21 protein-coding genes and 1 pseudogene are annotated in these 26,852 nt (G+C 72.6%); 5 read left to right on the top strand and 17 right to left on the bottom strand.

What is annotated here, in order from left to right; genetic code table 11:
• Positions 1–179 precede the first annotated feature (179 nt).
• The 5 genes from ACFWBW_RS30575 to ACFWBW_RS30595 all read right to left on the bottom strand — a co-directional run bounded on the left by ACFWBW_RS30575 (position 180) and on the right by ACFWBW_RS30595 (position 6,149).
• Positions 180–542, bottom strand: a complete 363-nt coding sequence (locus tag ACFWBW_RS30575) for an MmcQ/YjbR family DNA-binding protein (RefSeq protein WP_385379217.1) — start codon at positions 540–542, stop codon at positions 180–182.
• Entirely contained in the window at positions 539–1,846 is a 1,308-nt protein-coding gene (locus ACFWBW_RS30580; RefSeq protein WP_385379220.1) for a hemolysin family protein, read from the bottom strand. Before ACFWBW_RS30580 ends, ACFWBW_RS30575 begins: the two co-directional genes overlap by 4 nt.
• Positions 1,843–2,340 carry an rRNA maturation RNase YbeY gene (gene ybeY, locus ACFWBW_RS30585; RefSeq protein ID WP_243334740.1) on the bottom strand — a complete coding sequence of 166 codons (498 nt, stop codon included), beginning with the start codon at positions 2,338–2,340 and terminating at the stop codon, positions 1,843–1,845. The genes ACFWBW_RS30580 and ybeY overlap by 4 nt, the downstream gene beginning before the upstream one ends.
• A gap of 13 nt (positions 2,341–2,353) precedes the next feature.
• On the bottom strand, positions 2,354–4,471 hold the full coding sequence (locus tag ACFWBW_RS30590; RefSeq protein ID WP_385379224.1) for a PhoH family protein: 2,118 nt from the start codon (positions 4,469–4,471) through the stop codon (positions 2,354–2,356).
• A gap of 499 nt (positions 4,472–4,970) precedes the next feature.
• The gene (locus ACFWBW_RS30595; protein ID WP_385379227.1) at positions 4,971–6,149 is read right to left on the bottom strand and encodes a carbohydrate kinase family protein; all 1,179 of its coding nucleotides are present in this window, start codon (positions 6,147–6,149) and stop codon (positions 4,971–4,973) included.
• A gap of 169 nt (positions 6,150–6,318) precedes the next feature.
• Here ACFWBW_RS30595 and ACFWBW_RS30600 point away from each other — a divergent pair, with 169 nt between their 5' ends.
• Complete coding sequence (locus ACFWBW_RS30600; protein WP_385379230.1) at positions 6,319–7,704, top strand: MFS transporter; 1,386 nt, start codon at positions 6,319–6,321, stop codon at positions 7,702–7,704.
• A gap of 12 nt (positions 7,705–7,716) precedes the next feature.
• Here the strand turns inward: ACFWBW_RS30600 and ACFWBW_RS30605 are convergent, their stop codons facing one another.
• The 6 genes from ACFWBW_RS30605 to hrcA form a co-directional block, all read right to left on the bottom strand.
• The gene (locus ACFWBW_RS30605; RefSeq protein WP_385379234.1) at positions 7,717–8,625 is read right to left on the bottom strand and encodes a ribonuclease Z; all 909 of its coding nucleotides are present in this window, start codon (positions 8,623–8,625) and stop codon (positions 7,717–7,719) included.
• A gap of 3 nt (positions 8,626–8,628) precedes the next feature.
• Positions 8,629–8,988, bottom strand: coding sequence for a histidine triad nucleotide-binding protein (locus tag ACFWBW_RS30610; protein ID WP_385379237.1), 360 nt, complete (start codon positions 8,986–8,988; stop codon positions 8,629–8,631).
• Between the two features lie 133 nt (positions 8,989–9,121).
• The gene (locus tag ACFWBW_RS30615; protein ID WP_385379240.1) at positions 9,122–9,865 is read right to left on the bottom strand and encodes a 16S rRNA (uracil(1498)-N(3))-methyltransferase; all 744 of its coding nucleotides are present in this window, start codon (positions 9,863–9,865) and stop codon (positions 9,122–9,124) included.
• Positions 9,862–10,953 carry a nitronate monooxygenase gene (locus ACFWBW_RS30620; RefSeq protein ID WP_385379243.1) on the bottom strand — a complete coding sequence of 364 codons (1,092 nt, stop codon included), beginning with the start codon at positions 10,951–10,953 and terminating at the stop codon, positions 9,862–9,864. Before ACFWBW_RS30620 ends, ACFWBW_RS30615 begins: the two co-directional genes overlap by 4 nt.
• Before the next feature lie 179 nt (positions 10,954–11,132).
• Positions 11,133–12,269 carry a molecular chaperone DnaJ gene (gene dnaJ / locus ACFWBW_RS30625; RefSeq protein ID WP_243334753.1) on the bottom strand — a complete coding sequence of 379 codons (1,137 nt, stop codon included), beginning with the start codon at positions 12,267–12,269 and terminating at the stop codon, positions 11,133–11,135.
• Positions 12,270–13,286 carry a heat-inducible transcriptional repressor HrcA gene (hrcA, locus tag ACFWBW_RS30630; RefSeq protein ID WP_385379246.1) on the bottom strand — a complete coding sequence of 339 codons (1,017 nt, stop codon included), beginning with the start codon at positions 13,284–13,286 and terminating at the stop codon, positions 12,270–12,272.
• A gap of 151 nt (positions 13,287–13,437) precedes the next feature.
• Between hrcA and ACFWBW_RS30635 the strand changes: the two genes are divergently transcribed.
• Positions 13,438–14,163: an MBL fold metallo-hydrolase gene (locus tag ACFWBW_RS30635; protein WP_385379249.1), complete on the top strand. Its 726-nt coding sequence runs from the start codon at positions 13,438–13,440 to the stop codon at positions 14,161–14,163.
• Positions 14,164–14,191: 28 nt separating this feature from the next.
• Positions 14,192–14,989 carry a DUF3097 domain-containing protein gene (locus ACFWBW_RS30640; protein WP_385379253.1) on the top strand — a complete coding sequence of 266 codons (798 nt, stop codon included), beginning with the start codon at positions 14,192–14,194 and terminating at the stop codon, positions 14,987–14,989.
• 234 nt (positions 14,990–15,223) lie between these two features.
• On the opposite strand, the gene hemW is transcribed toward ACFWBW_RS30640, so the two are convergent.
• From hemW to lepA, 3 genes are all read right to left on the bottom strand, one after another.
• A complete protein-coding gene (hemW, locus tag ACFWBW_RS30645; protein WP_385379256.1) occupies positions 15,224–16,456 on the bottom strand; it encodes a radical SAM family heme chaperone HemW in 1,233 nt (410 codons plus the stop codon).
• Between the two features lie 92 nt (positions 16,457–16,548).
• Positions 16,549–18,441, bottom strand: a complete 1,893-nt coding sequence (locus ACFWBW_RS30650; RefSeq protein ID WP_385379259.1) for an AMP-dependent synthetase/ligase — start codon at positions 18,439–18,441, stop codon at positions 16,549–16,551.
• Between the two features lie 283 nt (positions 18,442–18,724).
• Complete coding sequence (lepA, locus tag ACFWBW_RS30655; RefSeq protein WP_327252708.1) at positions 18,725–20,590, bottom strand: translation elongation factor 4; 1,866 nt, start codon at positions 20,588–20,590, stop codon at positions 18,725–18,727.
• 244 nt (positions 20,591–20,834) lie between these two features.
• Between lepA and rpsT the strand changes: the two genes are divergently transcribed.
• Positions 20,835–21,101, top strand: a complete 267-nt coding sequence (gene rpsT / locus ACFWBW_RS30660) for a 30S ribosomal protein S20 (RefSeq protein ID WP_385379262.1) — start codon at positions 20,835–20,837, stop codon at positions 21,099–21,101.
• 737 nt (positions 21,102–21,838) lie between these two features.
• Here the strand turns inward: rpsT and holA are convergent.
• The gene (holA, locus tag ACFWBW_RS30665; protein WP_385379265.1) at positions 21,839–22,831 is read right to left on the bottom strand and encodes a DNA polymerase III subunit delta; all 993 of its coding nucleotides are present in this window, start codon (positions 22,829–22,831) and stop codon (positions 21,839–21,841) included.
• A gap of 69 nt (positions 22,832–22,900) precedes the next feature.
• Here holA and ACFWBW_RS30670 point away from each other — a divergent pair, with 69 nt between their 5' ends.
• Positions 22,901–23,161 carry a hypothetical protein gene (locus tag ACFWBW_RS30670; RefSeq protein WP_385379268.1) on the top strand — a complete coding sequence of 87 codons (261 nt, stop codon included), beginning with the start codon at positions 22,901–22,903 and terminating at the stop codon, positions 23,159–23,161.
• An 18-nt stretch (positions 23,162–23,179) separates the two neighbouring features.
• Here the strand turns inward: ACFWBW_RS30670 and ACFWBW_RS30675 are convergent, their stop codons facing one another.
• Entirely contained in the window at positions 23,180–24,061 is an 882-nt protein-coding gene (locus ACFWBW_RS30675) for a YceI family protein (RefSeq protein ID WP_385379271.1), read from the bottom strand.
• A 148-nt stretch (positions 24,062–24,209) separates the two neighbouring features.
• A pseudogene (locus tag ACFWBW_RS30680) lies at positions 24,210–26,423 on the bottom strand (ComEC/Rec2 family competence protein); the annotation flags it as partial.
• Between the last annotated feature and the right edge of the window lie 429 nt (positions 26,424–26,852).

The following is a 26,852-nucleotide window of genomic DNA, read 5'->3' on the forward strand; positions in this document are numbered from 1 at the left end:
CGACGACCCCGCCGACGCGCTCTCCCCTCCACCCCCGGTATCCCCCCGGGATCTTGGTGGCGCAGGGATAAAACTAAGCGCTGCGTAAGCGGATCCACGGCCCCGAAGGTCCTGTGATCCGTGACCTTGGACCCTCCCCCGATTCCACACCGGGCAACGCCACGGCCGGCCAAGGCCGGCTACGGCCGGTCGAGCCGCAGCCGCTCCGCCCGAGGCAGGCCCGCGACCACCAGGTCGTACGAGTCCTCCACCAGCTCCCGGACCAGCGCGTCGGGCAGCGCGCCCGCCCCGCCCGCGGTCACCGTGTTCCAGTGCCGCTTGTTCATGTGCCAGCCGGGCACGACCGCTTCGTGCTCCGCCCGCAGCGCCACCGCCCGCTCCGGCTCGCACTTGAGGTTGACCTTCAGCGGGTCGGCGTCCAGCGCGCTCAGCGCGAACACCTTCCCCAGCACCTTGAACACCGAGGTCTCCGGCGTGAAGGGGAACTCCTCCACCGCCGCGTTGAACCCGAGACAGAAGGCGCGCAGCTCCGCCGGCGTCACTCCGTCTCCCCTTCCTGGCCCTCCACCGGTACCACCGGCTCCACCAGCACGGTCACGATCTTGTTCCGCCGTCCCGCCGGGGATTCGGCCGTCAGCCGCAGGGGCCGCCCGTCCGGCAGGTCCACCACGGCCGAGGCGCCGGCGATCGGCACCCGGCCCAGCGCCTTGGCGAGCAGTCCGCCGACCGTCTCCACGTCCTCGTCGTCGAAGGAGTCCACCTTGAACAGTTCGCCGAGGTCGGTGATGTCCAGCCGTGCGGTGACCCGGTAGCGGTCCCCGCCCAGGTCCTCCACCGGCGCGATCTCCCGGTCGTACTCGTCGGTGATCTCGCCGACGATCTCCTCCAGGATGTCCTCGATGGTGACGATCCCGGCGGTGCCGCCGTACTCGTCGATGACGACCGCCACGTGGTTGCGCACCGACTGCATCTCGCGCAGCAGGTCGCCCGCGTTCTTGGTGTCCGGCACGAACACCGCGGGCCTTATCGCCGTGGAGACCAGGTCGCTCTCCGCGTCCCGGCTGATGTGCGTCTTGCGGACCAGGTCCTTCAGGTACACGATGCCGACGATGTCGTCCTCGTTCTCCCCGGTCACCGGGATCCGCGAGAAGCCGGACCGCAGCGCGAGCGTGGTCGCCTGACGGACCGTCTTGTACCGCTCGATGCAGACCAGATCGGTGCGCGGCACCATGACCTCGCGCACGAGCGTGTCGCCCAGCTCGAAGACCTGGTGCACCATGCGGCGCTCGTCGTCCTCGATCAGCGATTCCTTCTCCGCCAGGTCGACCATCGCGCGCAGCTCCGCCTCGGAGGCGAAGGGCCCCTTGCGGAAGCCCTTCCCGGGCGTGAGCGCGTTGCCGAGGAGGATCAGCAACTGCGGGATGGGCCCCATGATCCGGGCGAGCGGCACGAGGACGTAGGACGCCGCCGTCGCCGTGTTCAGCGGGTGCTGCCGGCCGATGGTGCGCGGAGAGACCCCGACCGCCACGTAGGACACGAGCACCATGACGCCGATGGCCACGAGCAGCGCGGTCCAGTTCTCCCCGAACGCGTCGAGGCAGACGTACGTGACGAGCACGCCCGCCGCCATCTCGCAGGTGACCCGGACCAGCAGCGCGACATTGACGTAGCGGGTGGGGTCGCCGGCGACCTGGGCCAGCTTCGCGCTGCCGCGCCGGCCCTCCCGTACGGCCTGTTCGGCGCGGAAGGCGGAGATCCGGGCGATCCCGGACTCCGCGCACGCGGCGAACCAGGCCACCACGACCAGCAGGACGGCCCCGGTGATCAGCTGAAGATCACCGGTCATGAGACGGTCGGTGCCGGGGACGGGCCGGTCACGCCGTTCTCGCCGCGCCAGCCGTCGACGATGGCCGCCTGGAGGCCGAACATCTCGGCCTTCTCGTCCGGCTCCTCGTGGTCGTACCCGAGCAGGTGCAGCACCCCGTGGACGGTCAGGAGCTGGAGCTCCTCGTCCATGGAGTGCTGCGTCGGCGCGTCCTCGCCCTGCTTCTTGGCGACCTCGGGGCAGAGCACGATGTCACCGAGGAGCCCCTGCGGGGGCTCCTCCTCGTCCTTCTTCGGCGGACGCAGCTCGTCCATCGGGAAGGACATGACGTCGGTGGGTCCGGGCAGGTCCATCCACTGGATGTGGAGCTGCTCCATCGCGTCCTCGTCGACGACGATGACGGAGAGCTCCGAGAGCGGGTGGATCCGCATCCGGGCGAGTGCGTAGCGGGCGATGTCGAGGATCGCCCGCTCGTCGACATCGGTTCCGGACTCGTTGTTGACGTCGATCGACATGGTGCGCTGATTTCTACTTCCGCTGGAAGCCGTTCCGCGACTGCTTCGCGTCCTGGCTGTCGTCGTACTTCTCGTACGCGTCGACGATACGGCCGACCAGCTTGTGCCGGACGACATCCTCGGACGTGAGCCGCGAGAAGGCGATGTCCGGCACCCCTTCGAGGATGTCCTGCACCTGCCGCAGACCGCTCTTGGCGCCGCCGGGGAGGTCGACCTGGGTCACGTCGCCGGTGACGACGATCTTCGAGTCGAACCCGAGCCGGGTCAGGAACATCTTCATCTGCTCGGGGGTGGTGTTCTGCGCCTCGTCGAGGACGACGAAGGCCTCGTTGAGGGTGTTGTGCGTCAGCAGGTAGTCCTGCGTGACGTACAGCGAGTCCTCGGCGGCCACCTGGATGCAGACCGCCTCCTCGCGGCCCGCGGGCTCGATGGAGTCGATGAAGCGCATCGGGCGCCCACCGCCGCCTGCGGCGTGGTAAGCGTCCCGCTTGCGGGTAAGGCGGAAGGGCTCGATGCCCTCGGGGAGGCGGATGTCGACGACGTGCGAGTCATGCCGGTGGGCGGCAAGGGCAGTGCCCTGCTTGTGGCCCTCGGCCGCGCGACGCCGGGTGTAGGCCACCCCGCCGAGGGACTGGACGAGGGCGATCACGTCGTCCCGCAGGACGATCGACGTGGTGGAGTACTGGATCCGGCAGGTGCGGTCCTGCTGGGTGACAGGGCCTCCATCGGAGTCGAGCAGACCCTGGAGCACGGCGAGGCGGACGTCTTCGGTGTTGAACAGGTAGTCGTCCGGCACGAACTTGGTGTGCGAGCGGGTGCCCAGCAGGTCCAGCTCCCGCATGACCCGGGTAACGGGGTTCGCCAGGGTGACCACGTCGCCGGGCGACTTCACCCTGTTCAAAACATAATCGGGACCACCCCTGTGCCGTGCGGTCATACCGGGAAGCGCTGCCGCCAGGGCATGGACGAGTTCCTCGTCCTCCGTGGCGAAGGAAGGCGTGGTCGAACCGGTGAGACACCCATCGCCGAGCAGCAGACCGAGCGCGTACGGGTCCATCGGGATCTCGCGCTCAGGGAAGGCGACCGGAGCAGTGAGCATCGGCAGCTCGTAGCGGCGAGCGTGCGCCGCGCGGAGGTTGCCGATCATCTCTTTCGTCTCCAGGACCCGCCACGGCTTGTCACGCCGCTTGTCCGATGCCGTACGGACCGTCCACAGGTGCTCACCACAGCACAGGGTCCAGGCGCCGTCCTGGGCCGTGACGCGGTAGATGTCCTTCTCTCCCTGCGGGTAGACGCCGAGGACGGGCGTCGGCTCGCCGTTCGACCCGACGACCAGGTCGCCCACCTGGAGGTCGCCGATGGCACGCCAACCGTCCGGGGTCAACACTTGTGTGAAAATCGGATGCGCTCTACCCCTCATGTACGCCAGCGGCGCCACCTCGATGGTCCCCGCCGCCATCAGCCGCGGGATCGAGTCCGGGTCGATCATGTCGTGCAGGGCGTCGTAGAGCGGCCGCAGGTACGGGTCGATCTTGTCGAAGAGGGTGCCGGGGAGGAAGCCGAGGCGTTCGCCGGCCTCCACCGCCGGGCGGGTCAGGATGATCCTGCTGACCTGCTTGGACTGCAGGGCCTGGACCGCCTTGGCCATGGCGAGGTAGGTCTTGCCGGTACCGGCGGGGCCGATGCCGAAGACGATCGTGTGCTTGTCGATCGCGTCGACGTACCGCTTCTGGTTGAGCGTCTTGGGACGGATGGTCCGGCCGCGGCTGGAGAGGATGTTCTGGGTGAGCACCTCGGCGGGCGTCTCGTCCGGGCCCTCGCCGTTGCCGCTCGACTTGAGCATGGCGATCGAGCGTTCCACTGCGTCCTCCGTCATCGGCTGCCCGGTGCGGAGCACCAGCATCATCTCGTCGAACAGGCGCTGGATCAGAGCGACTTCCGCCGCCGCGCCGATCGCGCTGACCTGATTGCCCCGAACATGGATGTCGGCCCTCGGGAAGGCCTTCTCGATCACGCGCAACAGGGCGTCGCCCGAGCCGAGGACCGACACCATCGGGTGGGTGGCCGGTACGGAGAAGTGGGCTCGCGCCTGCCCCGGCGCGGGGGTCTTGGCTGTCGGTGTCTGAGTCATGGGCCGGCACTGTGGCCTGCGCATACCTCCCACTGAGGGGCCGCGCCGATCGACGGCCACCGGACTTCCAAGCCTACGTCGCCGCCCCGGCATCCCCGAGGGGTTTTACGGGGTCCCTTGCGGGACCTGCTCGGGCGGCCCGAAAGCCCGGCCCGTCCGGGACAGCCGGGTCCCGGCCCCGGCAGGCGCGCGGCCCGCGCCCCCAGCAGGCTCTGCGGGCCGCGCCGACCCACATCGGCGCCTCCCGCCCACACCAGCCCCTCGGCCCGACGAGCCCCTCCGGCGCTTGAGGAGCGGGGGCCCGGGGGCCGGCCCCCGGCAACGGCGCCGCACCCGGCCACCGGCCCAGACCAGCCCCTCCGGCGCTTGAGGAGCGGGGGCCCGGGAGCCGGCCCCCGGCAACGGCGCCGCACCCGGCCGGACCACCCGGGGGGCAGGGGTATCCGGAGCAGGGGCCCGGCCCCACATGCCCCCGACTCCGTTCCCCGGCCGGCCAGGCCTAAGCCGACTGGCGGAAGCCGATCGTAGGAACCGCCCGCCGCCGGCTGGCCGGCTCCGCGGCCCGCGGGACCAGGTCGTCCAGGAATCCGTACCGCCCCCGCAGCTCCTCCGGGGCGGTCCGCCACCAGTGCGCCACCTCCGGCCAGCCCGGGGCGGACAGGGAGCCGCCGAACTCCTGCACCGACAGGGCGGCCGTCAGGCCCGCGAAGGCGAGCCGGTCCGCGAGCGGCCACTCGGCGAGGGTGCCGGTCAGGAAGCCCGCCACGTACACGTCGCCCGCGCCGGTCGGATCCAGGGCGTCGACCGCGATCGCGGGGACCTCGGCCGTCTCCCCGGTCCGCCCGTCCACCGCGTACGAGCCCTCGGAGCCCATCGTCACCACCGCGATCGGCACCTTCTCTGCCAGCGCCCGGGCCGCCGCGCGCGGGCAGTCGGTGCGCGTGTAGGCCATCGCCTCCCCCGCGTTGGGCAGGAAGGCCTCGCAGTGCTCCAGGTCGGCCAGCGCCCCCAGGTCCCAGCGCCCGCTGTCGTCCCAGCCGACGTCGGCGAAGACCCGGGCCCCGCGCCGGGCCGCCTCGGCGACCCAGGCCTCGCCGCCGCCCGGGCCGAGCGAGGCCACGGCCGCGCGGGCGCGAGGCGGGCACTGGGGGAACGGTCCGGGGCCCGCCGGGGGCGGGGCCTCGTGGCCGTGGGAGACCATCGTGCGCTCGCCCTCGTACGCCATCGAGACGGTGACGGGGCTGTGCCAGCCGGGCACGGTCCGCGACATCGACAGGTCGATGCCCTCGCCCTGTTCGAGGGCGTCCCAGCAGTACTCCCCGTAGTGGTCGTCCCCGAAGGCGGCGGCCAGGGAGGTGCGAAGGCCGAGCCGGGCGAGGGCGGTGGCCATGTTGGCGACGCCGCCCGGGCTGGACCCCATGCCGCGCGCCCAGGACTCCGTGCCGCGCACGGGGGCCGAGTCGAGGCCGGTGAAGATGATGTCGAGGAAGACCGTGCCCGTCAGGAAGACGTCGCAGCCGGGTTCTTGGGGGTCGCGCAGCGGACCGAGCGGGTCCACGGCGGAGTCGAGGCTGTCCCGGCTGCTGCGACTGGTCACGATGTACTCCCCGTTCGGGTCGGCGCTCGTTCTGATCTTGGCGGGTCGTTTCTTCACTGGGCTGGAACCCGTCTCGCCCATGGGTTCAACCCGCGTCCGCCGTCGGGCCCTCCCGCCGGGGAGGACCCGCTCTACAGTGTGACGCAGATCACCGCCTGAACGCCCTTCTCCGAAGATCCTGCCACTTGATAAATATGAGCCCCGCGCACTTGCGGAATCTCATGCTCCACCTGTGTCACCTGGATCAACCGTGCCCGACCGCACCCCCGCGCCGCCCGCCGCCTGGCCGCTCGTCGCACTCTTCACCTCCGGTTACGTCGCCCCGTACCTGCTGCCGACCGTCGTCGGCCGGCTCGACGCGAACCTCCCGCTGAGCCCCGCGCAGGCCGGCCTGATCGGCTCGGTCCTGCTGCTCGGCTCGGCCGCCGCCGGGTTCACCCTCGCCTCGCGCATCCCGCGCCACGGGCCGCGTCCGCTGGCCCGGCTCGGGCTGCTGCTCGCCGCCCTCGGGTACGGCACGGCGGCCGCCACCGCACAACTCCCCCTCGTCGTCGCGGGCGCCGTCCTCGGCGGCTTCGGCTCGGGCACGGCCACCGCCGTGGCCGCCTCCGGGATCGCGGCGCAGCGCGACCCGCACCGGACCTCCTCGCTGGGGCTGCTGTCGGTGTCGGCGACGGCCGGGGCCCTGTACCTGACCCTGCCCCGGCTCGGCGGCGGGCACGGGCTGCCCTTCGCTGCGATCGCCCTGGTCGCGCTGGCGTGCTGGCCGGCGACGGGCCGCCTGGCCGGTGCGGACCGCACCGACGGCACCGGCCACGCCGCCGTACGGGTCTCCGGGCGGCTGCCGTACCCCCGCGCCGGGGTGGTGCTCGCCGGGGCCCTGATGCTGTGGTCGCTGGCCCAGAACGCCCTCTGGGGCGTCAGCGGCCGCATCGGCGCGCAGCAGGCGGGCCTCTCCGAGGTCACCCTCGGGATCGTCTTCGCGGCCGCGCTCGGCGCCGGGCTTCTCGGGGTCACCGCCGCCTCCGCGCTCGGGGCCCGGCTCGGGCGGGCGGTCCCGGTGGGGGTGGGCACGGCGGTCATCGCCTGCTGCGTGGTGCTGGCCTCGCACGCGCGGGACCTGGGGTCCTTCGCGGCCGGGGAGATCCTGTGGAACGCGGTCTACCCCGTCGTGCTCTCCTACGCCATCGGCCTCGCCGCCGCCCTCGACCCGCGCGGGCGCTGGGCCGTCCTGGTCGGTTCCGCGTCCTCGCTCGGCGTGGCCTGCGGGCCCGTCACCGGGAGCCTGCTCGCCGAGCGCGCGGGGTTCCCCGGCATGGGCCTGGCCCTCGGAGGGCTGCTGCTGGCGGTGGCCGGGCCGATGGCCGCGGTCGCCCTGCACGTCGGCGGACGCCCGCTGACCCCCGGCTCGGTGCGCCGGCGCGGCGGGGCCCCGGCGGCCGTGCTCGCCGCCGGAGCCGGGACGCCGGCCGGCTCGGTGCCGAGGGTCGGCGCGCAGGAGCTGGAGGTCGTGGAGCTCGCGCAGCTCCGCGCCCGCCCGCTGCGCCTGCCCCCGCTCCGTGTGCTCCTGCTCTCCCCGACACCGGCCCGCCGAGCCCGAGACCGCACCCGCCGCCGGATCCGCACCGACGCCTAGGACCGGGGCCCGCTACCCGGCCCGCTTCGGCACGGGAACCCGTACGAGATCCGCGGCGATCGTCAGCTCGCCCTCGAAGCCGGCCGCACGGGCCTGGCGTTCGAACTCGGACGGGTCGCCGTACCGCTGCGAGAAGTGCGTCAGCACGAGGTGGCGTACGCCCCCGTCCCGCGCCGCCCGGGCCGCCTGCCCGGCGGTGAGGTGCCCGTGGTCGGTGGCCAGTTGGACGTCCTCGTCGAGGAAGGTCGACTCGATGACCAGCATGTCGCAGCCCGCAGCGAGCACCTCGACGCCACCGCAGAGCCGGGTGTCCATGACGAAGGCGAACCGCTGTCCGGCGCGCGCCTCGCTGACCTGCTCCAGGGTGACCCCGCCGAGGCTGCCCTCGCGCTGGATCCGCCCCACGTCCGGCCCCTTGATCCCGTGGAACGCGAGCAGTTCGGGCCGTATCCGGCGCCCGTCGGGCTCGGTGACCCGGTAGCCGAAGGACTCCACCGGGTGCGAGAGCCGTACGGCGTCCAGGGTGTACGCGTCCCCGCGCGCCAGGATCCCGTCCTCGGCCACCGGCTCCTCGGCGAGCTGGACGGTCTCTCGGTAGGCCGTGGCGTACCGCAGCCGGTCGAAGAACTTCTGCCCGGAGGCCGGGTAGTGGGCGGTGACGGGGTGCGGGACCCGGTCGAGGTTGATCCGCTGGATCACCCCGGCGAGCCCGAGGCTGTGGTCACCGTGGAAGTGGGTGACGCAGATCCGGTTGATGTCGTGCGCGGCCACCCCGGCGCGGAGCATCTGGCGCTGGGTGCCCTCGCCGGGATCGAAGAGGATGCCCTCGCCGTCCCAGCGCAGCAGGTAGCCGTTGTGGTTGCGGTGGCGGGTGGGCACCTGGCTGGCGGTGCCGAGCACCACGAGTTCGCGTACGGACACGGTTTATCCCGGGGGCCATTCGAAGCCGCGGCCGCCGAGGACGTGCACGTGGGCGTGGAAGACGACCTGGCCGGCGCCGGCGCCGGTGTTGAAGACGAGGCGGTAGCCGCGGTCGGCGAGCCCCTCGTCGGCGGCGACGCGGCCGGCCTCGGTCAGGACGTCGGCGGCGATCCCGGGCTCCGCGGCCGCGAGGGAGGCGGCGTCGGGGTAGTGCACCTTCGGGATGACGAGGACGTGGGTGGGCGCCTGCGGGTTGATGTCGCGGAAGGCGACGGTGGTGTCCGTCTCCCGGACGACCGTCGCGGGGATGTTCCCCGCGACGATCTTGCAGAACAGGCAGTCGGCCTGCGGTTCCCCGGCCATGTGCTGAGCCCTTCGTGACGGGTGATCGGTTCCGGCATCGTATCCACCGCCGTCGGCCGCACCGCTCAGGGCCGGCGGCCCGTCAGGACCGGCCGCCGGCCAGGACCAGCGGCTCGTCAGGACCAGCGGCCCGTCAGGACCAGCGGCCCGTCCTCGCCAGCAGGACCGCCGCGGCGGCCGTGCCCGCCGTGGAGGTGCGCAGCACCGAGGGCCCCAGCCGGTACGGGTGCGCCCCGGCCGCGGCGAAGGCGGCGAGCTCGTCCGGGGAGACCCCGCCCTCGGGGCCGACGACCAGGACGATGGAGCCGGCGGCGGGCAGTTCCGCGGTGGCCAGCGCGCCCGAGGGGGCGTCCCGGTCCTCGTGCAGCACCACGGCGAGGTCGGCACCGGCGAGCAGCGCCGCGACCTGCTTGGTCGACAGTGCCTCCTCGACCTCGGGGAAGCGGACCCGGCGGGACTGCTTGCCCGACTCCCGGGCGGTGGCCCGCCACTTCGCGAGGGATTTGGCCCCCCGGTCGCCGCGCCACTGGGTGATGCAGCGCGAGGCCTGCCAGGGCACGATCGCGTCGACGCCGGTCTCCGTCATGGTCTCGACGGCGACCTCGCCCCGGTCGCCCTTGGGCAGGGCCTGGACGACGGTGATCCGGACGGCCGGCTCCGCCTCCTCGAAGACCCCGGACACGGAGACGACGAGGCGGTCCTTGCCCTCGGCGGCCGTCACGACGGCCTCGGCCCAGCCGCCCCGGCCGTCGGTCAGCACGAGGGCCTCGCCGGGGGCCAGCCGCTTCACGGAGACCGCGTGGCGGCCCTCCGGGCCGTCCAGGACGAACTCCGGCCCCGCGGGAACCTTTTCGACCACGAACACCGGGGCGGTCATGACGCACTCCTCATCTGCATTGCCTTCAACACGTCCTGTGCCGCGCCGAGTTCCGCCGCGAGCACCTCCACCAGTTCCCCGGCCGGCAGGGCCCGGGCCAGCCGGTGCCCCTGGCCGGCCCACAGGGCCATGCCCTGCGGGTCCCCGGCCGCGGCGGCGGCCTTGCGCAGCGGCGCGGTCAGGTGGTGCACCTGCGGGTACGCGGCCGGGGCGTACGGGCCGTGCTCGCGCATGAACCGGTTGACCAGCCCGCGGGCCGGCCGCCCCGAGAAGGCCCGGGTCAGCTCCGTCCGGACGAACAGCGGGTCGGTCAGCGCCTTCTTGTGCAGGGCGTGCGCGCCGGACTCCGGGCAGGCCAGGAAGGCCGTGCCGAGCTGCGCGGCCTCCGCGCCCGCGGCGAGCAGCGCGGCGATCTGCGAGCCGCGCATCAGGCCGCCCGCCGCGATGATCGGGAGGGCCACGGCCTCGCGCACCTGCGCGACGAGTGCGAGCAGGCCGACTCCGGCCGTGCCGTCGCCCTGCGGGTCGTCGCGGTGGGTGCCCTGGTGGCCGCCCGCCTCCACGCCCTGGACGCAGACGGCGTCGGCGCCGGCAGCCTGCGCGGCGCGGGCCTCCTCGACGGAGGTGACGGTGACGATCGTGTACGTACCGACCTTGCGCAGGCAGGTGAAGGCCGCGGGCGAGGGCAGGCCGAAGGTGAACGAGACCACGGGTACCGGGTCCTCGATGAGAATGGCCAGTTTGGCGTCGTAGCCGTCGTCGCAGGTGCCCATGATGTCCTCGTCGGCGAGGGAGATCTCGTACCAGGAGGCCTCACTGGCGAGGTGCCCGCGGTAGACCTCCAGGACCGCCGGGTCCACGTGGGAGGCCTGCGGCATGAAGAGGTTGACGCCGAAGGGGCGGCGGGTGAGCGCGCGCAGCCGCTTGATCTCCTGGTACATGCCGTCGGCGGTCTTGTAGCCGCCGGCGAGGAAGCCCAGTCCGCCCGCTTCGCACACGGCGGCCGCGAGCGGCGGGCAGGACGCGCCGCCCGCCATGGGCGCCTGCACGATCGGGTACGCGAAGAGACCGTTCGGTGCGGAGGACATGAGCTGCATCGTGCCATGTCCCGCTCACGGGACCGAATCACGGCATTCGCCTGGCATAGTCCCCTTCACCGGGGTGCCTGAATACCGCCGCCGCCCTGCCGTCCGCATGCCGCGAGCCCGGTCCGGGGCATCCCCGGACCGGGCTCGCAGGTGTTCTCGTACGCTGCTCCGCGCGCGGCTCAGCGCCCGTTGAAGGCGTCCTTCAGGCGGCTGAACAGGCCTTGCTGGCCCGGCGCGAACTGGCCGAGGGGCCGCTCTTCGCCGCGCAGCTTCGCCAGCTGGCGCAGCAGGTCCTCCTGCGCCGGGTCCAGCTTGCTGGGGGTGGTGACCTCGACGTGGACGATCAGGTCGCCGCGACCGCCGCCGCGCAGGTGCGTGACGCCCCGGCCGTGCAGGGGGATCGCCTGGCCGGACTGGGTGCCGGGCCGGATGTCGATCTCCTCCAGGCCGTCCAGCGTCTCCAGCGGGCACTTGGTGCCCAGGGCCGCCGCGGTCATCGGGATGGTGACCGTGCAGTGCAGGTCGTCCCCGCGCCGCTGGAAGGTCGGGTGCGGCAGCTCGTGGATCTCCACGTACAGGTCGCCGGCGGGGCCGCCGCCGGGGCCGACCTCGCCCTCGCCCGCGAGCTGGATCCGGGTGCCGTTCTCGACGCCCGCCGGGATCTTGACGGTGAGGCTGCGGCGGGAGCGGACCCGGCCGTCGCCCGCGCACTCGGGGCAGGGGGTCGGGACCACGGTGCCGAAGCCCTGGCACTGCGGGCAGGGGCGCGAGGTCATGACCTGGCCCAGGAAGGACCGGGTGACCTGCGAGACCTCACCGCGGCCGCGGCACATGTCGCAGGTCTGCGCCGAGGTGCCGGGGGCGGCGCCTTCGCCGGAGCAGGTGGTGCAGACGACGGCCGTGTCGACCTGGATGTCCTTGGTCGTGCCGAAGGCGGCCTCGTCCAGTTCCAGGTCGAGGCGGATCATGGCGTCCTGGCCGCGGCGCGTCCGCGAGCGCGGTCCGCGCTGCGAGGACTGGCCGAAGAAGGCGTCCATGATGTCGGAGAAGTTGCCGAAGCCACCCGCTCCGAAGCCGCCGGCCCCGCCGCCGCCCGAGGAGGACAGCGGGTCGCCGCCGAGGTCGAAGACCTGCTTCTTCTGCGGGTCCGAGAGGACCTCGTAGGCGGCGTTGATCTCCTTGAAACGCTCTTGCGTCTTGGGATCAGGGTTCACATCCGGGTGCAGCTCGCGCGCGAGCCGCCGGAATGCCTTCTTGATCTCGTCCTGCGATGCGTCGCGGCGCACGCCGAGAACGGCGTAGTAGTCCGTGGCCACTTACGACTCCGCCAGGATCTGTCCGACGTAACGTGCCACTGCGCGTACCGCTCCCATCGTTCCGGGGTAGTCCATGCGGGTCGGTCCGACCACGCCGAGTTTGGCGACTGCTTCGCCGCCCGAACCGTAGCCGACCGAGACGACGGACGTGGAGTTCAGTCCCTCGTAGGCATTCTCATGCCCGATCTTTACGGCCATTCCCGACTCACTGGCCTCGCCCAGCAGCTTGAGGAGCACGACCTGCTCCTCCAGCGCTTCGAGCACCGGCCTGATCGTCAGGGGAAAATCGTGTCCGAAGCGGGTGAGGTTGGCGGTGCCGCCGATCATCAGCCGCTCCTCCGCCTCCTCGACCAGCGTTTCGAGGAGGGTGTCGAGGACGGCTCGCACCGTCACCCGGTCCTCGTTCTCGAAGGACTCCGGAAGGTCCTGCACCAGCGGCGGCACGTCGGTGAACCGGCGGCCGACGACACGGCTGTTGAGGCGGGCCCGCAGGTCCGCGAGCGAGGCCTCCCCGAAGGGGGTCTGGCAGTCGACGAGCCGCTGCTCGACCCGGCCGGTGTCCGTGATGAGGACGAGCATCAGGCGGGCCGGGGCCAGCGCGAGCAGTTCCACGTGCCGGACGGTGGACCGGGTCAGCGACGGGTACTGGACGACGGCGACCTGCCGGGTGAGCTGCGCGAGCAGCCGCACCGTACGGCCGACGACGTCGTCGAGGTCCACGGCCCCGTCGAGGAAGTTCTGGATGGCCCGGCGCTCGGGCGTCGACAGCGGTTTGACCCCCGCCAGCCTGTCGACGAAGAGGCGGTAGCCCTTGTCGGTGGGGATCCGGCCGGCGCTGGTGTGGGGCTGCGCGATGTAGCCCTCGTCCTCCAGCACGGCCATGTCGTTGCGCACGGTGGCGGGCGAGACGCCGAGCCGGTGCCGCTCGGTGAGCGCCTTGGAGCCGACCGGCTCCTCCGTCCCGACGTAGTCCTGGACGATGGCGCGCAGCACTTCGAGTCTGCGTTCGCTGAGCATCGCGCACACCTCCATCGTTTCCGTCGTTCGCGGCTTCGGCAGGCTCTGCCTGCTGGCACTCTGAGCGTTCGAGTGCCAGAGATCCCCCGGTCAGTGTACGGCGGGCTGGTACACCCGTAGCAAGGGCGGCCCGCCAAGGTAGCGTCGCGGCATGGACGTGCGTTGGGAAGAGGCAGGCTGGGAACGGCTCACCGGTCGAGCCGGACGCAAGCGGCTGCCGGTGTGGGACTGCACCGTGGGACTGGTGGTGGGCGAGGATTCGGCCCTCCTGATCGACCCCGGATCCTCTCTTCGGGAGGGCTCGCTGGTGCGGGCCGAGGCGGAGCGGCTGGCGGGCCGCCGCGTGACCCATCTCGCATTCACACACGGACATTTCGACCACGTACTGGGGGGTGCGGCCTTCGCGGGGGCGGAGGTCTACGGCCCGGTCGGGCTGGACGCCGTGCTCTCGACGGGCCGGGAGGAGCTGCGCGAGGACGCGGTCCGGCAGGGGCTGGCGGAGGCCGAGGCGGCCGAGGCCGCGGACCTGCTGGTGGTCCCCCGGCACCTGGTGTCGGGCGAGTGGACGCTCGACCTGGGCGGGGCGCAGGTGCTGCTGGCGAACGTGGGACCCGGGCACACCGGGCACGATCTGGCCGTCTTCGTACCCGGAGCGCGCGAGGTGGTCTTCTGCGGGGACCTGGTCGAGGAATCGGGCGAACCGCAGGCGGGTCCGGACGCGGTGCCCGGGCAGTGGCCGGCGGCCCTGGACCGGCTCCTCGCCCTGGGCGGGGACGACGCTCTGTACGTACCGGGTCACGGAGCGGTGGTCGACGCGGCCTTCGTCCGTGCCCAACGCGACACACTGGCAGCCCGTTTCGGCGTGTCGGACACCTGAGGCGGCCCGCTCTCCTACCCTCGGCCGGATGCGTGAGTACTCCCCCGACCTGACCCCGCAGTGGAAGCGCGCCAAACCCGTACCGGAGGTGCCGGCCGATCCCGATCTGGTGGTCGAGGTGGCGGGTACGGACTTCTGCGGCGCGGTGGTGGCCTGCGAGGCCGGCACGGTCACCCTGGAGGACCGCTTCGGCAAGCGGCGCGTCTTCCCCCTCGAACCCCGCGCCTTCCTCCTGGACGGCGCGGTGGTGACCCTGACGCGGCCGGCCCGGGGGCCGGCCGCCCCGGCCCGTACGGCCTCTGGCTCCCTCGCCGTCCCCGGGGCCCGTGCGCGGGTGGCCCGGGCGGGCCGGATCTACGTGGAGGGCCGCCACGACGCCGAACTGGTCGAACGCGTCTGGGGCGACGACCTGCGGATCGAGGGCGTCGTGGTGGAGTACCTGGAAGGCATCGACGACCTCCCGGCCGTCGTCGCGGACTTCGCCCCCGCCGCCGACGCCCGCCTGGGCATCCTGGTGGACCACCTGGTCCCGGGCTCCAAGGAGTCCCGCATCGCCGTCGCCGTGACCTCCCCGCACGTCCTGATCGTGGGACACCCGTACGTGGACGTCTGGCAGGCGGTGAAACCCTCGGCCCTCGGCATCCGCGCCTGGCCGGTGATCCCGCCCGGCCAGGACTGGAAGACGGGCATCTGCCGGGCCCTGGGCTGGCCGGAGAACACCGGAGCCGCCTGGCAGCACATCCTGTCCCGCGTGACCTCGTACAAGGACCTGGAGCCCACCCTGCTGGGCGCGGTGGAGCACTTGATCGACCACGTCACGGCGTAGCCGGGCGCACGGCCCTGCGGGGCGAAGTCCCTCAAACGCCGGCGGGGCCGGAATGGCGCTCCGGGCAATCCCGGCCAGGCAAATCCAGCCCCTCCGGCGTTCGAGGAGCGGGGGTCCGGGGGCCGGCCCCCGGCAACGGCGCCGCACGCGGCAACGGGTCCGGGCGGAGCCCGGGGAACGGGGGAAAGGGCGGGTAGGGGACGGCCCCGCAGGGCAGCCCCACCCCGGACCGGGTCAGTCCACCAGGTCCCGGACCACCGCGTCGGCCAGGAGCCGCCCCCGCAGGGTCAGAACGGCCCGCCCGGCCGCGTAAGGCCCCGCCTCGAGGAGCCCATCCGCGAGGGCCCGCCCGGCCGCGGCAAGGCCGGCAGGCGCCAGCAGCGACAGCGGAACCCCGTCCACGAGCCGGAGCTCCAGCAGGATCCGCTCCACCCGCCGGTCCTCCGAGGACAACAGCTCCCGCCCCGCCCCGGGCGACCGCCCCTCCGCCAGCGCCGCCGCGTAGGCGCCGGGATGCTTCACGTTCCACCACCGCACCCCGCCCACGTGCGAGTGCGCTCCGGGCCCGGCCCCCCACCAGTCGGCCCCGCGCCAGTACAGCTCGTTGTGCAGGCAGCGCCCGGCTTCGGAGGTGGCCCAGTTCGAGACCTCGTACCAGGAGTACCCCGCCTCGGCCATCACCGAGTCGAGGATCAGGTACCGGTCCGCGTGGACGTCGTCGTCCGTCATCGGGACCTCGCCCCGCCGGATCCGCCGCGCCAGCTGCGTGCCCTCCTCCACGATCAGCGCGTAGGCACTGATGTGATCGGGCCCGGCGCCGAGCGCCGCCGACAGGGACGCGCGCCAGTCCTCGTCCGATTCCCCCGGCGTCCCGTAGATCAGGTCCAGGTTCACGTGCTCGAAGCCCGCCGCCCGCGCCTCCGCGACGCAGGCCTCCGGACGTCCCGGGGTGTGCGTGCGGTCGAGCACCTTCAGGACGTGCTGCTTGGCGCTCTGCATGCCGAAGGAGATCCGGTTGAAGCCGCCCGCGCGCAGCTCCGCCAGGTACTCCGGGTTCACCGACTCCGGATTGGCCTCGGTGGTGACCTCGGCGTCCTCGGCCAGCCCGAATTCCTCGCGGATCGCCGCGAGCATCCGTACGAGGTCGCCGGCGGGCAGCAGCGTGGGCGTGCCGCCGCCCACGAACACGGTCCGTACGGCCCTGGGGTCGTCCCCGAGGACCTTCCGGGCGAGGCGCACCTCGTCGATCAGGGTGTCGGCGTAGTTCTCCCGGGAGGCGAGCACACCGCCGGTGCCCCGCAGCTCGGTGGCCGTGTAGGTGTTGAAGTCGCAGTACCCGCAGCGCGTGGCGCAGTACGGAACGTGCAGGTAGAACCCGAGCGGCCGCTCCCCGGCTCCCGCCAGGGCGTGGAGCGGCAGCGAGCCGTCTTCGGGCATGGGTTCACCGTCGGGCAGTGCGGAAGGCATGCGCCCATTGTCCCGCACTGCCCCAAGGTCGTTTACGGGCTCGCGCCGCGCCCGGTGCCGCGCACCCTCGACGCCCCGCGCGACGCCCCGCGCTACGCCTCCCGGGAGCCCTCGTACATCTCCTCGATGAGGTGCTTGAACTCGCGCTCGACGACCGGCCGCTTCAGCTTGAGGCTCGGGGTGAGGTCCCCGTGCTCCACGTCGAGGTCGCGCGGCAGGAGGCGGAACTTCTTGACCGTCTGCCAGCGCTGGAGGCCCTCGTTGAGGGTCTGGACGTAGGTCTCGATGAGCCGGTTGGTCTCGGGGGCGGCCAGGACCTGGGAGTACGTCTTGCCCTCCAGGCCGTTCTCGGCGGCCCAGACCAGGATGGAGGGCTCGTCGAGGGCGATGAGGGCGGAGCAGAAGTTCCGGTCGGCGCCGTGGACGACGATGCTGGAGACATAGGGGCAGAGCGCCTTGAACCGGCCCTCGATCTCCGCCGGGGCGACGTACTTGCCGCCCGAGGTCTTGATCAGGTCCTTCTTGCGGTCGGTGATGCGCAGGTAGCCGTCGGCGGAGAGTTCGCCGATGTCGCCCGTGTGCAGCCAGCCGTCGGCTTCCAGCACCTCGGCGGTCTTCTCGGGCTGCCCGTGGTAGCCCTGCATGATGCCGGGGCCGCGCAGCAGCACCTCGCCGTCGTCGGCGATGCGGACCTCGGTGCCGGGGAGCGGCTTGCCGACGGTGCCGGTGCGGTATGCCTCGCCGGGGTTGACGAAGGAGGCGGCGCTGGACTCGGTGAGCCCGTAGCCCTCCAGGATGTGGATGCCCGCGCCCGAGAAGAAGTAGCCGATGTCGGGGGCGAGGGCGGAGGCGCCGGAGACGGCGGCGCGCAGGTTGCCGCCGAAGGCCTCGCGGAGCTTGGAGTAGACGAGCGCGTCGGCGATCTTGTGCTTGGTGGAGAGGCCGAGCGGGGCGGTGGCGTTGCCGGTGCGGCGGAAGTTGTCCTGGGTGACCTTCGCGTACTCGCGGGCCACGCCGACCGACCACTGGAAGATCTTGTACTTGGCTCCGCCGGCGGCCCGGGCCTTGGCGGCAACGCCGTTGTAGACCTTCTCGAAGATGCGCGGAACGGCCGCCATGTAGGTCGGCTGCACGATCGGCAGGTTCTCGATGATCTTGTCGATCCGGCCGTCGACGGCGGTGACGTGACCGACCTCGATCTGGCCGGAGGTGAGCACCTTGCCGAAGACGTGCGCGAGCGGCAGCCAGAGGTACTGGACGTCGTCCTTGGTGATCAGGCCGGTGGCGACGGTGGCCTTGGCCATGTACGACCAGTTGTCGTGCGGCAGGCGCACGCCCTTGGGACGCCCGGTGGTGCCGGAGGTGTAGATGAGCGTGGCGAGCTGGTCCGCGGTGATGGCCGCGATCCGCTCCTTGACCGCCTCGGGGTGCTTGGCCAGGTATTCGCGGCCGCGCGCCTCCAGGTCGGCGAGGGACAGCACCCAGCCCTCGGGGTCGCCGTCGGCGGCTACGGCGTCGGCGGCCTCCAGGACCACCACGTGGGCGAGGTGGGGCAGGTCGGCGCGCCGCTCGCGGGCCTTGGCCAGCTGGGAGGCGTCCTCGGCGATCAGTATCCGGCTCTCGGAGTCGGACAGGATGAAGGCCGACTCCTCCGCGTTCGTGCTCGGGTAGACGGTGGTCACGGCGCCGCCGGCGCACATCACCCCGAGGTCCGCGAGGATCCACTCCACCCGGGTGTTGGAGGCGAGCGCGACGCGCTGCTCCGACTGGATCCCGAGGTCGATGATCCCGGCCGCGATGGCGAAGACGCGCTCGGCGGCCTGGCCCCAGCTGAGCGACTTCCAGTCGTCGGGGCCGCCCTGGCCGTCCGCGGCGGGGACGGGATAGCGGTAGGCCTCGCCGTTGGGCGTGGCGGCGACACGCTCCAGGAAGAGGGTCGCCACAGTGGGCGGGCGGTTCTCGATCAAGGTCTGTGTGTCGCTCACGGACATCCTCCGGACCACGCGGCAGGCCTGACTCGTCACAAGGCGGGACTGACGGGGTGACGAGTCGGGGTGGGTGGCTGAGTCAGGGCTTGGCCGCATTCGACCAAGAAAACTGGCGAGTAACCAACGAGCAGTGATCAGACTAGGGGCCCTCCGCCTGGCGCGTAAGAGCCCTTGGGGCGCCGATTCATAACGAAGCGGAGCCCGTGCTCCACTCCACCCCCGCACGGGGACGCAGCAGGCCCCCGCGCCGGAGCACGGGGGCCTGCCTCTCGTCACACTGCTACTTCTTCTTGCCGCCGGACTCGTCGCTGGAGAGGACGGCGATGAAGGCCTCCTGCGGGACCTCCACGGAGCCGACCATCTTCATGCGCTTCTTGCCTTCCTTCTGCTTCTCCAGCAGCTTCCGCTTGCGGGAGATGTCACCGCCGTAGCACTTGGCGAGGACGTCCTTGCGGATGGCGCGGATGGTCTCGCGGGCGATGACGCGGGAGCCGACGGCCGCCTGGATCGGGATCTCGAAGGCCTGCCGCGGGATGAGCTCGCGCAGCTTGGCGACCAGGCGCACGCCGTAGGCGTACGCGGCGTCCTTGTGGCAGACGGCGGAGAAGGCGTCGACCTTGTCGCCGTGCAGCAGGATGTCGACCTTGACCAGGCTGCCGGACTGCTCGCCGGTGGGCTCGTAGTCGAGGGAGGCGTAGCCGCGCGTCTTGGACTTCAGCTGGTCGAAGAAGTCGAAGACGATCTCCGCGAGCGGCAGCGTGTAGCGGATCTCGACCCGGTCCTCGGAGAGGTAGTCCATCCCGAGGAGGGTGCCGCGGCGCTGCTGGCAGAGCTCCATGATCGCGCCGATGAACTCAGAGGGCGCGAGCAGGGTGGCCCGTACGACCGGCTCGAACACGTCCGAGATCTTGCCCTCGGGGAACTCGCTCGGGTTGGTGACGGAGACTTCCTTGCCGTCCTCCATGACGACGCGGTAGACCACGTTCGGCGCGGTGGCGATCAGGTCGAGCCCGAACTCGCGCTCCAGGCGCTCGCGCACCACGTCCAGGTGGAGCAGGCCGAGGAAGCCGACGCGGAAGCCGAAGCCGAGCGCCGCCGAGGTCTCCGGCTCGTAGACCAGCGCGGCGTCGTTGAGCTGGAGCTTGTCCAGGGCCTCGCGCAGGTCGGGGTAGTCCGAGCCGTCGAGCGGGTACAGACCCGAGAAGACCATCGGGCGCGGGTCCTTGTAGCCGCCGAGGGCCTCGGTCGCGCCGTTGTGCAGGCTGGTGATGGTGTCACCGACCTTGGACTGACGGACGTCCTTCACGCCGGTGATGATGTAGCCCACCTCGCCGACGCCGATGCCGTCGGCCGGGGTCATCTCCGGGGAGGAGACGCCGATCTCCAGCAGCTCGTGCGTGGCACCGGTCGACATCATCCGGATGCGCTCGCGCTTGTTGAGCTGGCCGTCGACGACACGGACGTACGTCACGACACCGCGGTACGAGTCGTAGACGGAGTCGAAGATCATCGCGCGGGCCGGGGCGTCCTTGGGACCGACCGGGGCCGGGACCGTGGCGACGATCTTGTCGAGCAGCACGTCCACGCCGAGACCGGTCTTCGCCGAGACGCGCAGGACGTCCTCCGGCTGGCAGCCGACCAGGTTCGCGAGCTCCTCGGCGAACTTCTCCGGCTGGGCGGCCGGCAGGTCGATCTTGTTCAGGACGGGGACGATCGCGAGGTCCTTCTCCATCGCCAGGTACAGGTTGGCGAGGGTCTGCGCCTCGATGCCCTGGGCCGCGTCCACCAGGAGGACCGTGCCCTCGCACGCCGCCAGGGAGCGCGAGACCTCGTAGGTGAAGTCGACGTGCCCGGGGGTGTCGATCATGTTGAGGATGTGGGTCTTGCCCTGGTCCTCGCCCGTGTTCGGCGCCCAGGGCAGCCGGACGGCCTGGGACTTGATCGTGATGCCGCGCTCACGCTCGATGTCCATGCGGTCGAGGTACTGGGCGCGCATCTGCCGCGAGTCCACCACACCGGTGAGCTGGAGCATCCGGTCGGCAAGGGTCGACTTGCCGTGGTCGATGTGCGCGATGATGCAGAAGTTGCGGATCAGCGCCGGGTCGGTACGGCTCGGCTCGGGCACGTGGCTGGGGATCGCGGGCACGCAGTGTCCTGATTCTCGGGTCGCAGTCGGAACGAAGTGTGGGCGTCGGTCTGCGCGAAATCAGATCTGGTCGGGTCTAGTCGGATCTATACGCAGACTCCCATGGTCCCATGAACCGGGGAGTGCGCTCGGTTTGGGCCGGTCGGATGGCAGCTGGTAGCCTGAGCAGCTGTGTCTCGTGTGCCCTCTAGCTCTACGGGACGCAATCCGAAGATCAAATCTCTGAACCTGCAAAGGCTCTTTCGTGGCGAACATCAAGTCCCAGGTCAAGCGCAACAAGACGAACGAGAAGGCTCGCCTTCGCAACAAGGCCGTCAAGTCCTCGCTCAAGACCGCCATCCGCAAGGCCCGTGAGGCCGTCGTCGCCGGTGACGTCGAGAAGGCCACCGTGGCTTCCCGCGCCGCTTCCCGCGCGCTCGACAAGGCCGTCTCGAAGGGTGTCATCCACAAGAACGCCGCCGCCAACAAGAAGTCGGCGCTGGCGATCAAGGCTGCCTCCCTCCAGGGCTGAGCTCCTGATGTGATCGCCGGGCCGGGAACCAGCGGGCCCTCTCTCCCGCTCCCGACCGGCACTCCGCGCCGCACACGAAGCGTTCGCCACGCGGGTGCGGTGCAAACCGAGAAGTAACCGAAGGCCCCGACCGCCTCCCTTCCCCAGGGCAGCGGCCGGGGCCTTCGGCATGCGGCCCCCGCCCGGCACCGGACGCGCGGCACCTTGGGGCGCGCGGGCACCCCGCGCCGCAAGCCCCTCCGGGCCTTCCGGGACCGGACACAAGCGGACCCCCGGGATGCGCGGACACCCCGGCCCACACCCCCCTCGAGCACACGGGAGCCCCCAGCCCGCACGGGCCGCTCCGAGCCACACGGAAGCCCCGAACCGAACGGGCCGAACGGGCCGAACGGGCCCCAAGCCGTACCCACTGCCCCACCCCGCCCGGCACATGAAGACCGGCCCGCACGGCACCAACCCGGCCAACCCAGCCTGTCCGGCGTTTGAGGACCGGGTCCGGGCGGAGCCCGGGGAACGGGCGAAGGGCGGGTAGGGGACCTCGCCCCGCAGGGCCCAGCCCCCCCAGCCGCACAACGGCCTCGGCAGACCGGCCCCGCACCCCGTCCGGCTGCCCGGGACCGGGGGCTCAGGCTCCCCCGACTCGGGGGCCAGGGGCTCAGCTCCGCGGGCCAAGGGCCCGGCTACGGAGATCGGAGGCCGCTCCGGGGGTCCAGGGGCTCAGGCTCCGGGGCCCGGGGCTAGCCCCGGCGGGTCCGCGCGGCCCGGGCGACCGCGACGACCGCCTTCTCGAGCGCGTACTCCGGGTCGTCGCCCCCGCCCTTGACACCCGCATCCGCAGCCGCCACCGCCCGCAGGGCATCCGCGACACCATCCGCCGACCACCCCCGCATCTGCTGCCGGACCCGGTCGATCTTCCACGGCGGCATGCCGAGGTCACGCGCGAGGTCCCCGGGACGGGCCCCCCGCGGGGCCGAGGCCAGCTTTCCGATCGCCCGTACCGCCTGGGCGAGCGCGCTGGTGATCAGCACCGGGGCCACCCCGGTGGACAGGGACCAGCGCAGGGCCTCCAGGGCCTCCGCGGCGCGCCCCTCCACCGCCCGGTCCGCGACGGTGAAGCTCGAAGCCTCGGCCCGGCCGGTGTAGTAGCGGCCGACCACGGCCTCGTCGATCGTGCCCTCGACGTCCGCGCACAGCTGCGCCGCCGCGCTCGCCAGCTCGCGCAGATCGCTGCCGATCGCATCGACCAGCGTCTGGCAGGCCTCGGGCGTGGCCGAACGGCCCAGCGTCCGGAACTCTCCCCGCACGAACGCCAGCCGGTCCGCCGGCTTCGTCATCTTCGGGCAGGCGATCTCGCGGGCACCCGCCTTGCGCGCGGCGTCCAGCAGGCCCTTGCCCTTGACGCCTCCGGCGTGCAGGAGAACGAGGGCGATCTCCTCGAACGGTGCGCCGAGGTACGCCTTGACCTCCTTGACCGTGTCGGCCAAAAGGTCCTGCGCATTGCGCACGACGAGCACCTTGCGCTCCGAGAAGAGCGAGGGGCTGGTCAACTCGGCCAGCGTGCCGGGCTGGAGCTGCTCGGAGGTGAGATCACGCACGTCCGTGTCGGCATCGGCGGCGCGCGCCGCCGTCACGACCTCCCGCACGGCGCGGTCGAGCAGCAGGTCCTCCTGCCCCACCGCGAGGGTGATCGGGGCGAGCGGATCGTCGGTGGAATTCTTCCTGGTGGCCATCGCCTCCAGCATCCCACGCCGCACTGACAGACCCTCGCGCCCCGGCCCCCTCCGCCGGCCTCCCCCTCCATGCCTGAGAATGTCCGGGTGAACGTGCGACATGTACTCGTCCTGCCCGACCGCGACACCGCCGAGGAGGTGGCGCGGGAGGTGGTCGACCGCTTCGGCCTCCCGGAGGAACCGCAGCTGGTCCGCGACGCCCTCGCCGGTGAGGATGACGCCGAGGACGCCCAGTGGCTGGTGGTCGTCGAGGACCCGCGCGAACGGCTGGACGCCACGGCCCTGGACGAGCTCGTCGCCGAGTACGACGGCTGGCTCGAAGCCCCGTAGCCACCGGACCCCACCCGGTCAGGCCTTGTGCACGACCTGCACGTCCAGAGTCACTTCCACGGTCGAACCGATCGCCGCGATCCCGTGCGCCAGCATCGACTGCCAGTTCAGCGTGAAGTCCTCGCGGTTCAGTTCGGCCGTCGCCCGGCAGGCCGCCCTCGGCTCGCCCTCCAGTCCCGTACCCAGACCCAGGTACTGGGTGTCCAGGGTGACGGACCGGCTGACCCCGTGGAGGGTGAGAGCGCCCGCCACGGACCAGCGGCTGCCGCTGCGGTGGATGAACCGCTCGCTGTAGAACTCCACCGTCGGATGGCGGGCCGCGTCCAGGAAGTCCGCGGAGCGCAGGTGGTCGTCCCGCATCCGCAGCCCGGTGTTGATGCTCGCCGCGTCGATGATCACGTGCATGGAGGAGTCCTCCATGCGCTCGGCAATCCGCACCGCGCCGGCGAAGGTGTTGAACCGGCCGTTGATCCGGGCGAAGCCGATGTGCCGGGCCGAGAACCCGATCGACGAATGCCCCGGATCCAGCTCCCAGTGGCCCGGCTGCGGCAGCAGCGGCGGATCCACCGAGTCCAGGACGATCTCCCCGGTGCCCGGCTGCGCCGGATCCCCCACCAGCGTCGCCCCGTGGAAGGGCGCGTAGCCCTCGGCCGTGACGGTCAGCCGGTACTCGCCGGCCGGCACCGCCGCCGTGAACCCGCCGTACGGGTCGGTCTCCCCGCTGACGATCCGCCGGCCTATCGGGTCGGTCACCTCGAACTTGGCCTGCCGGACCGGCTGGTGGACCGTGTCGAGGACCCGGCAGCTGAGCAGCCGCGCGGTATGAGGAAGCGTCAGTGTCGCGGATGTATGGGGACTGGCGGTTCCCGCCGTCTCCATCCCCCGTCTGCGACTGAACATGGTTTGTGCACCCCCGTGCTGTGTGGGCTTGGACCGCTCTGGCGAAAACGCATTCGATCATGCTGCCGGGTTGGGGGCAAACGGAGTGGTCACTCCTGGTATGCCCGTGCCGTCCCCGCCCCCGTCCCCGTCGCCGAATGGCCGGGAACGCCCGCAGCCGCGGGCCGCTGCCCGTGACGGCGACCGAACCGTCCTCGTCCGTGCGCAGCACGGCCGCGCCCGACTCCCGCAGCCGGGCGAGCGTACCCGCTGCAGGGTGCCCGTACCTGTTCCCGGCGCCCACCGGGACGATCGCGAGACGCGGCCGGATCCGCTCGTACAGCCCGGGATCCTGATGGGCACTGCCGTGGTGCGCGACCTTGAGGACGTCGACGGGCCCCAGTTCCGGATGGTTCCTCAGCAACGCCTGCTGGGAGCCCGGTTCGAGGTCGCCCAGCAGGAGCAGGGTCAGGCCCGCGCCCCGCACCAGCAGGGCCACGCTCGCATCGTTGGGGCTCTCGGTGAGGGCGCCCGCGGCCGGCGGCCACAGCACCTGCCACTCCAGCGGCCCGGCCCGCCGCCGCTCCCCCTCGACGGCAGGGACGACGGGCACCCCGGCGGCCGCCGCCGTCCGCCGTACGAACGCGGCCTGCCCCGGCGGTTCTTCCAGCCCGGTGACCTGCACCACACCCACCGAACGGCCCCTCAGCACCCCCGCCAACCCGCCCACGTGGTCGGCGTGAAAGTGCGTCAGCAGGACCATCGGCACGCGGCTCACACCCAGCTCCCTCAGGCACACGTCCACCGGCCCGGGCTCGGGGCCCGCGTCCACGACCACGGCCGTACCCGGGCCCACGGCCAGTACGGCGGCGTCTCCCTGGCCGACCGCGCACTGGGTGTAGCTCCAGTCGGGCGGCGGCCAGCCCTTGACCGTACGAGTGACCAGTGGCGGCCTCAGTACGGCGAGGAGGAGCACCACCGCCAGGGCGGGGGCGAGCCATCGCCCGTGGCCGAACCGCCTGCCGAGCACCACCGCCGCCAAGGTGGCCGCGGCGAGCAGCAACCCTCCGCCCACCCCGCCGGGCCAGCCCAGCTCCGCCCCGGGCAGTCTCGCCCCGCCCCGGGCCACGGCGGCGATCCATCCGGCGGGCACGCCCGCGCACCAGGCGAGCGCCTCGGCCACCGGTCGGCACACCGGTGCCGCCGCCAGCGCGGCGAACCCCAGGACCGTGGCGGGTCCCGCCGCCAGCTCTGCCAGCAGGTTGCAGGGCACCGCCACCAGGCTCACCCGGGCCGACAGCACCGCGACGACGGGCGCGCACACCGCCTGAGCCGCCGCCGCGGCCGCCAGCGCCTCGGCCCAGCGGGGCCGCATGCCGCGCCGCACCAGGGCCTCGCTCCACCGGGGAGCCAGCGTCAGCAGGGCCCCGGTGGCCAGGACGGAGAGGAGGAAGCCGTAGCTCCGGGCCAGCCAGGGGTCGTAGAGCACCAGCAGCAGGACGGCGGCGGCCAGCGCCGGGATCAGGGACCTGCGCCGCCCGGTGGCGATGGCCAGCAAGGTGACCGAGCCGCAGGCCGCCGCCCGCAGCACGCTGGGCTCCGGTCGGCACACCACCACGAAGGCCAGGGTCAGGGCCACCCCGCACAGGGCCGTCGTCCGCAGCGAGAGCCCCAGGCGCGGGGCCAGCCCGCCGCGCTCGGCCTGCTGCGCGCGGGCCGGGGCCCCGATGAGCAGGAAGAGCACCACGGTCAGGTTGGAGCCGGAGACGGCCAGCAGATGCAGCAGATCGGTGGCGCGGAACGCGTCGTGCAGATCAGGTTCCACCCGGGAGGTGTCCCCGACCACCAGTCCCGGCAGCAGGGCCCTGGCGTCCGGGGCCAGCCCGTCGGTGACCTCGCGCAGCCCGGCCCGCAGCCGCCCGGCGATCCGCTGCACGGTGTCCGGACCGCCGGTCACCCGTGGCGGGGCGCCCCCGGCCGGCCGGAGCAGGGCGACGGCCCGCTCCCCGTCCCGCGCCGGGGCCAGCCCGGCCACCACCTCGATCCGCGTCGAGGGCTGCAACCGGGCCCACCCCGGATGCCCCGCCAGCACCCGCACCGGGGTCGACACCCGGGTCCGGGCACCGTCGGGCCCGGTCACCCGGGTCACCACGGCGTCGATCACCACCACCGGCGGCCCGCTCCCGGTACGGGCTGTCCGCGGATCGGAGCCCACGGTGAGGTCCGCCAGCACCCGGGCATGGTCCCGGGCCAGCTCCGGGACCGGCCCGGCCCGCGCCTCGGCCCGCTGGAGGCCCGCCACCCCGGCGCCGGCGGCAGCGCACAGCAGGACCGCCGCCACGGCCGTCCGGAACGGCACGGAGCGCCTCCGGCCGGCCAGCATCAGCAGCCCGGCCGCGCCCGCTCCCAGCCCCGCCGCCCCGGCACTCCAGCCGACGGGCACCCCGAGGGCCACGGCCGCCGCCACCCAAACGCCCAGAGCCGGCCCCACCAGCCGCAAATCCACCGGCCCCTGCTCCCGCCCCGCCACCCCCTGCCCTGCCGCTACCCTCCCGTCCGGCCGTTGCCTCGCCACTTCCCTCCCAGCCGGCCCCTGCCCCGCCGCTACCCGCCCGGCCGGCCGTTGCCCCGCCTCATCCCTCCCAGCCGACCCTTGCCCCGCCTTATCCCGCTCGGCCGGACCCTGCCCCGCCTCATCCCGCCCGGCCGGACCCTGCCCCGCCGCTACCCGCCCGGCCAGCCCTTGCCCCGCCGCTACCCGCCCGGCCGGCCGTTGCCCCGCCTGTTCCCGCCCAGCCGGCCCCTGCCCCGC

This window comes from Streptomyces sp. NPDC059957 (genome assembly GCF_042730015.1).
Classification (GTDB): Bacteria; Actinomycetota; Actinomycetes; order Streptomycetales; family Streptomycetaceae; genus Streptomyces.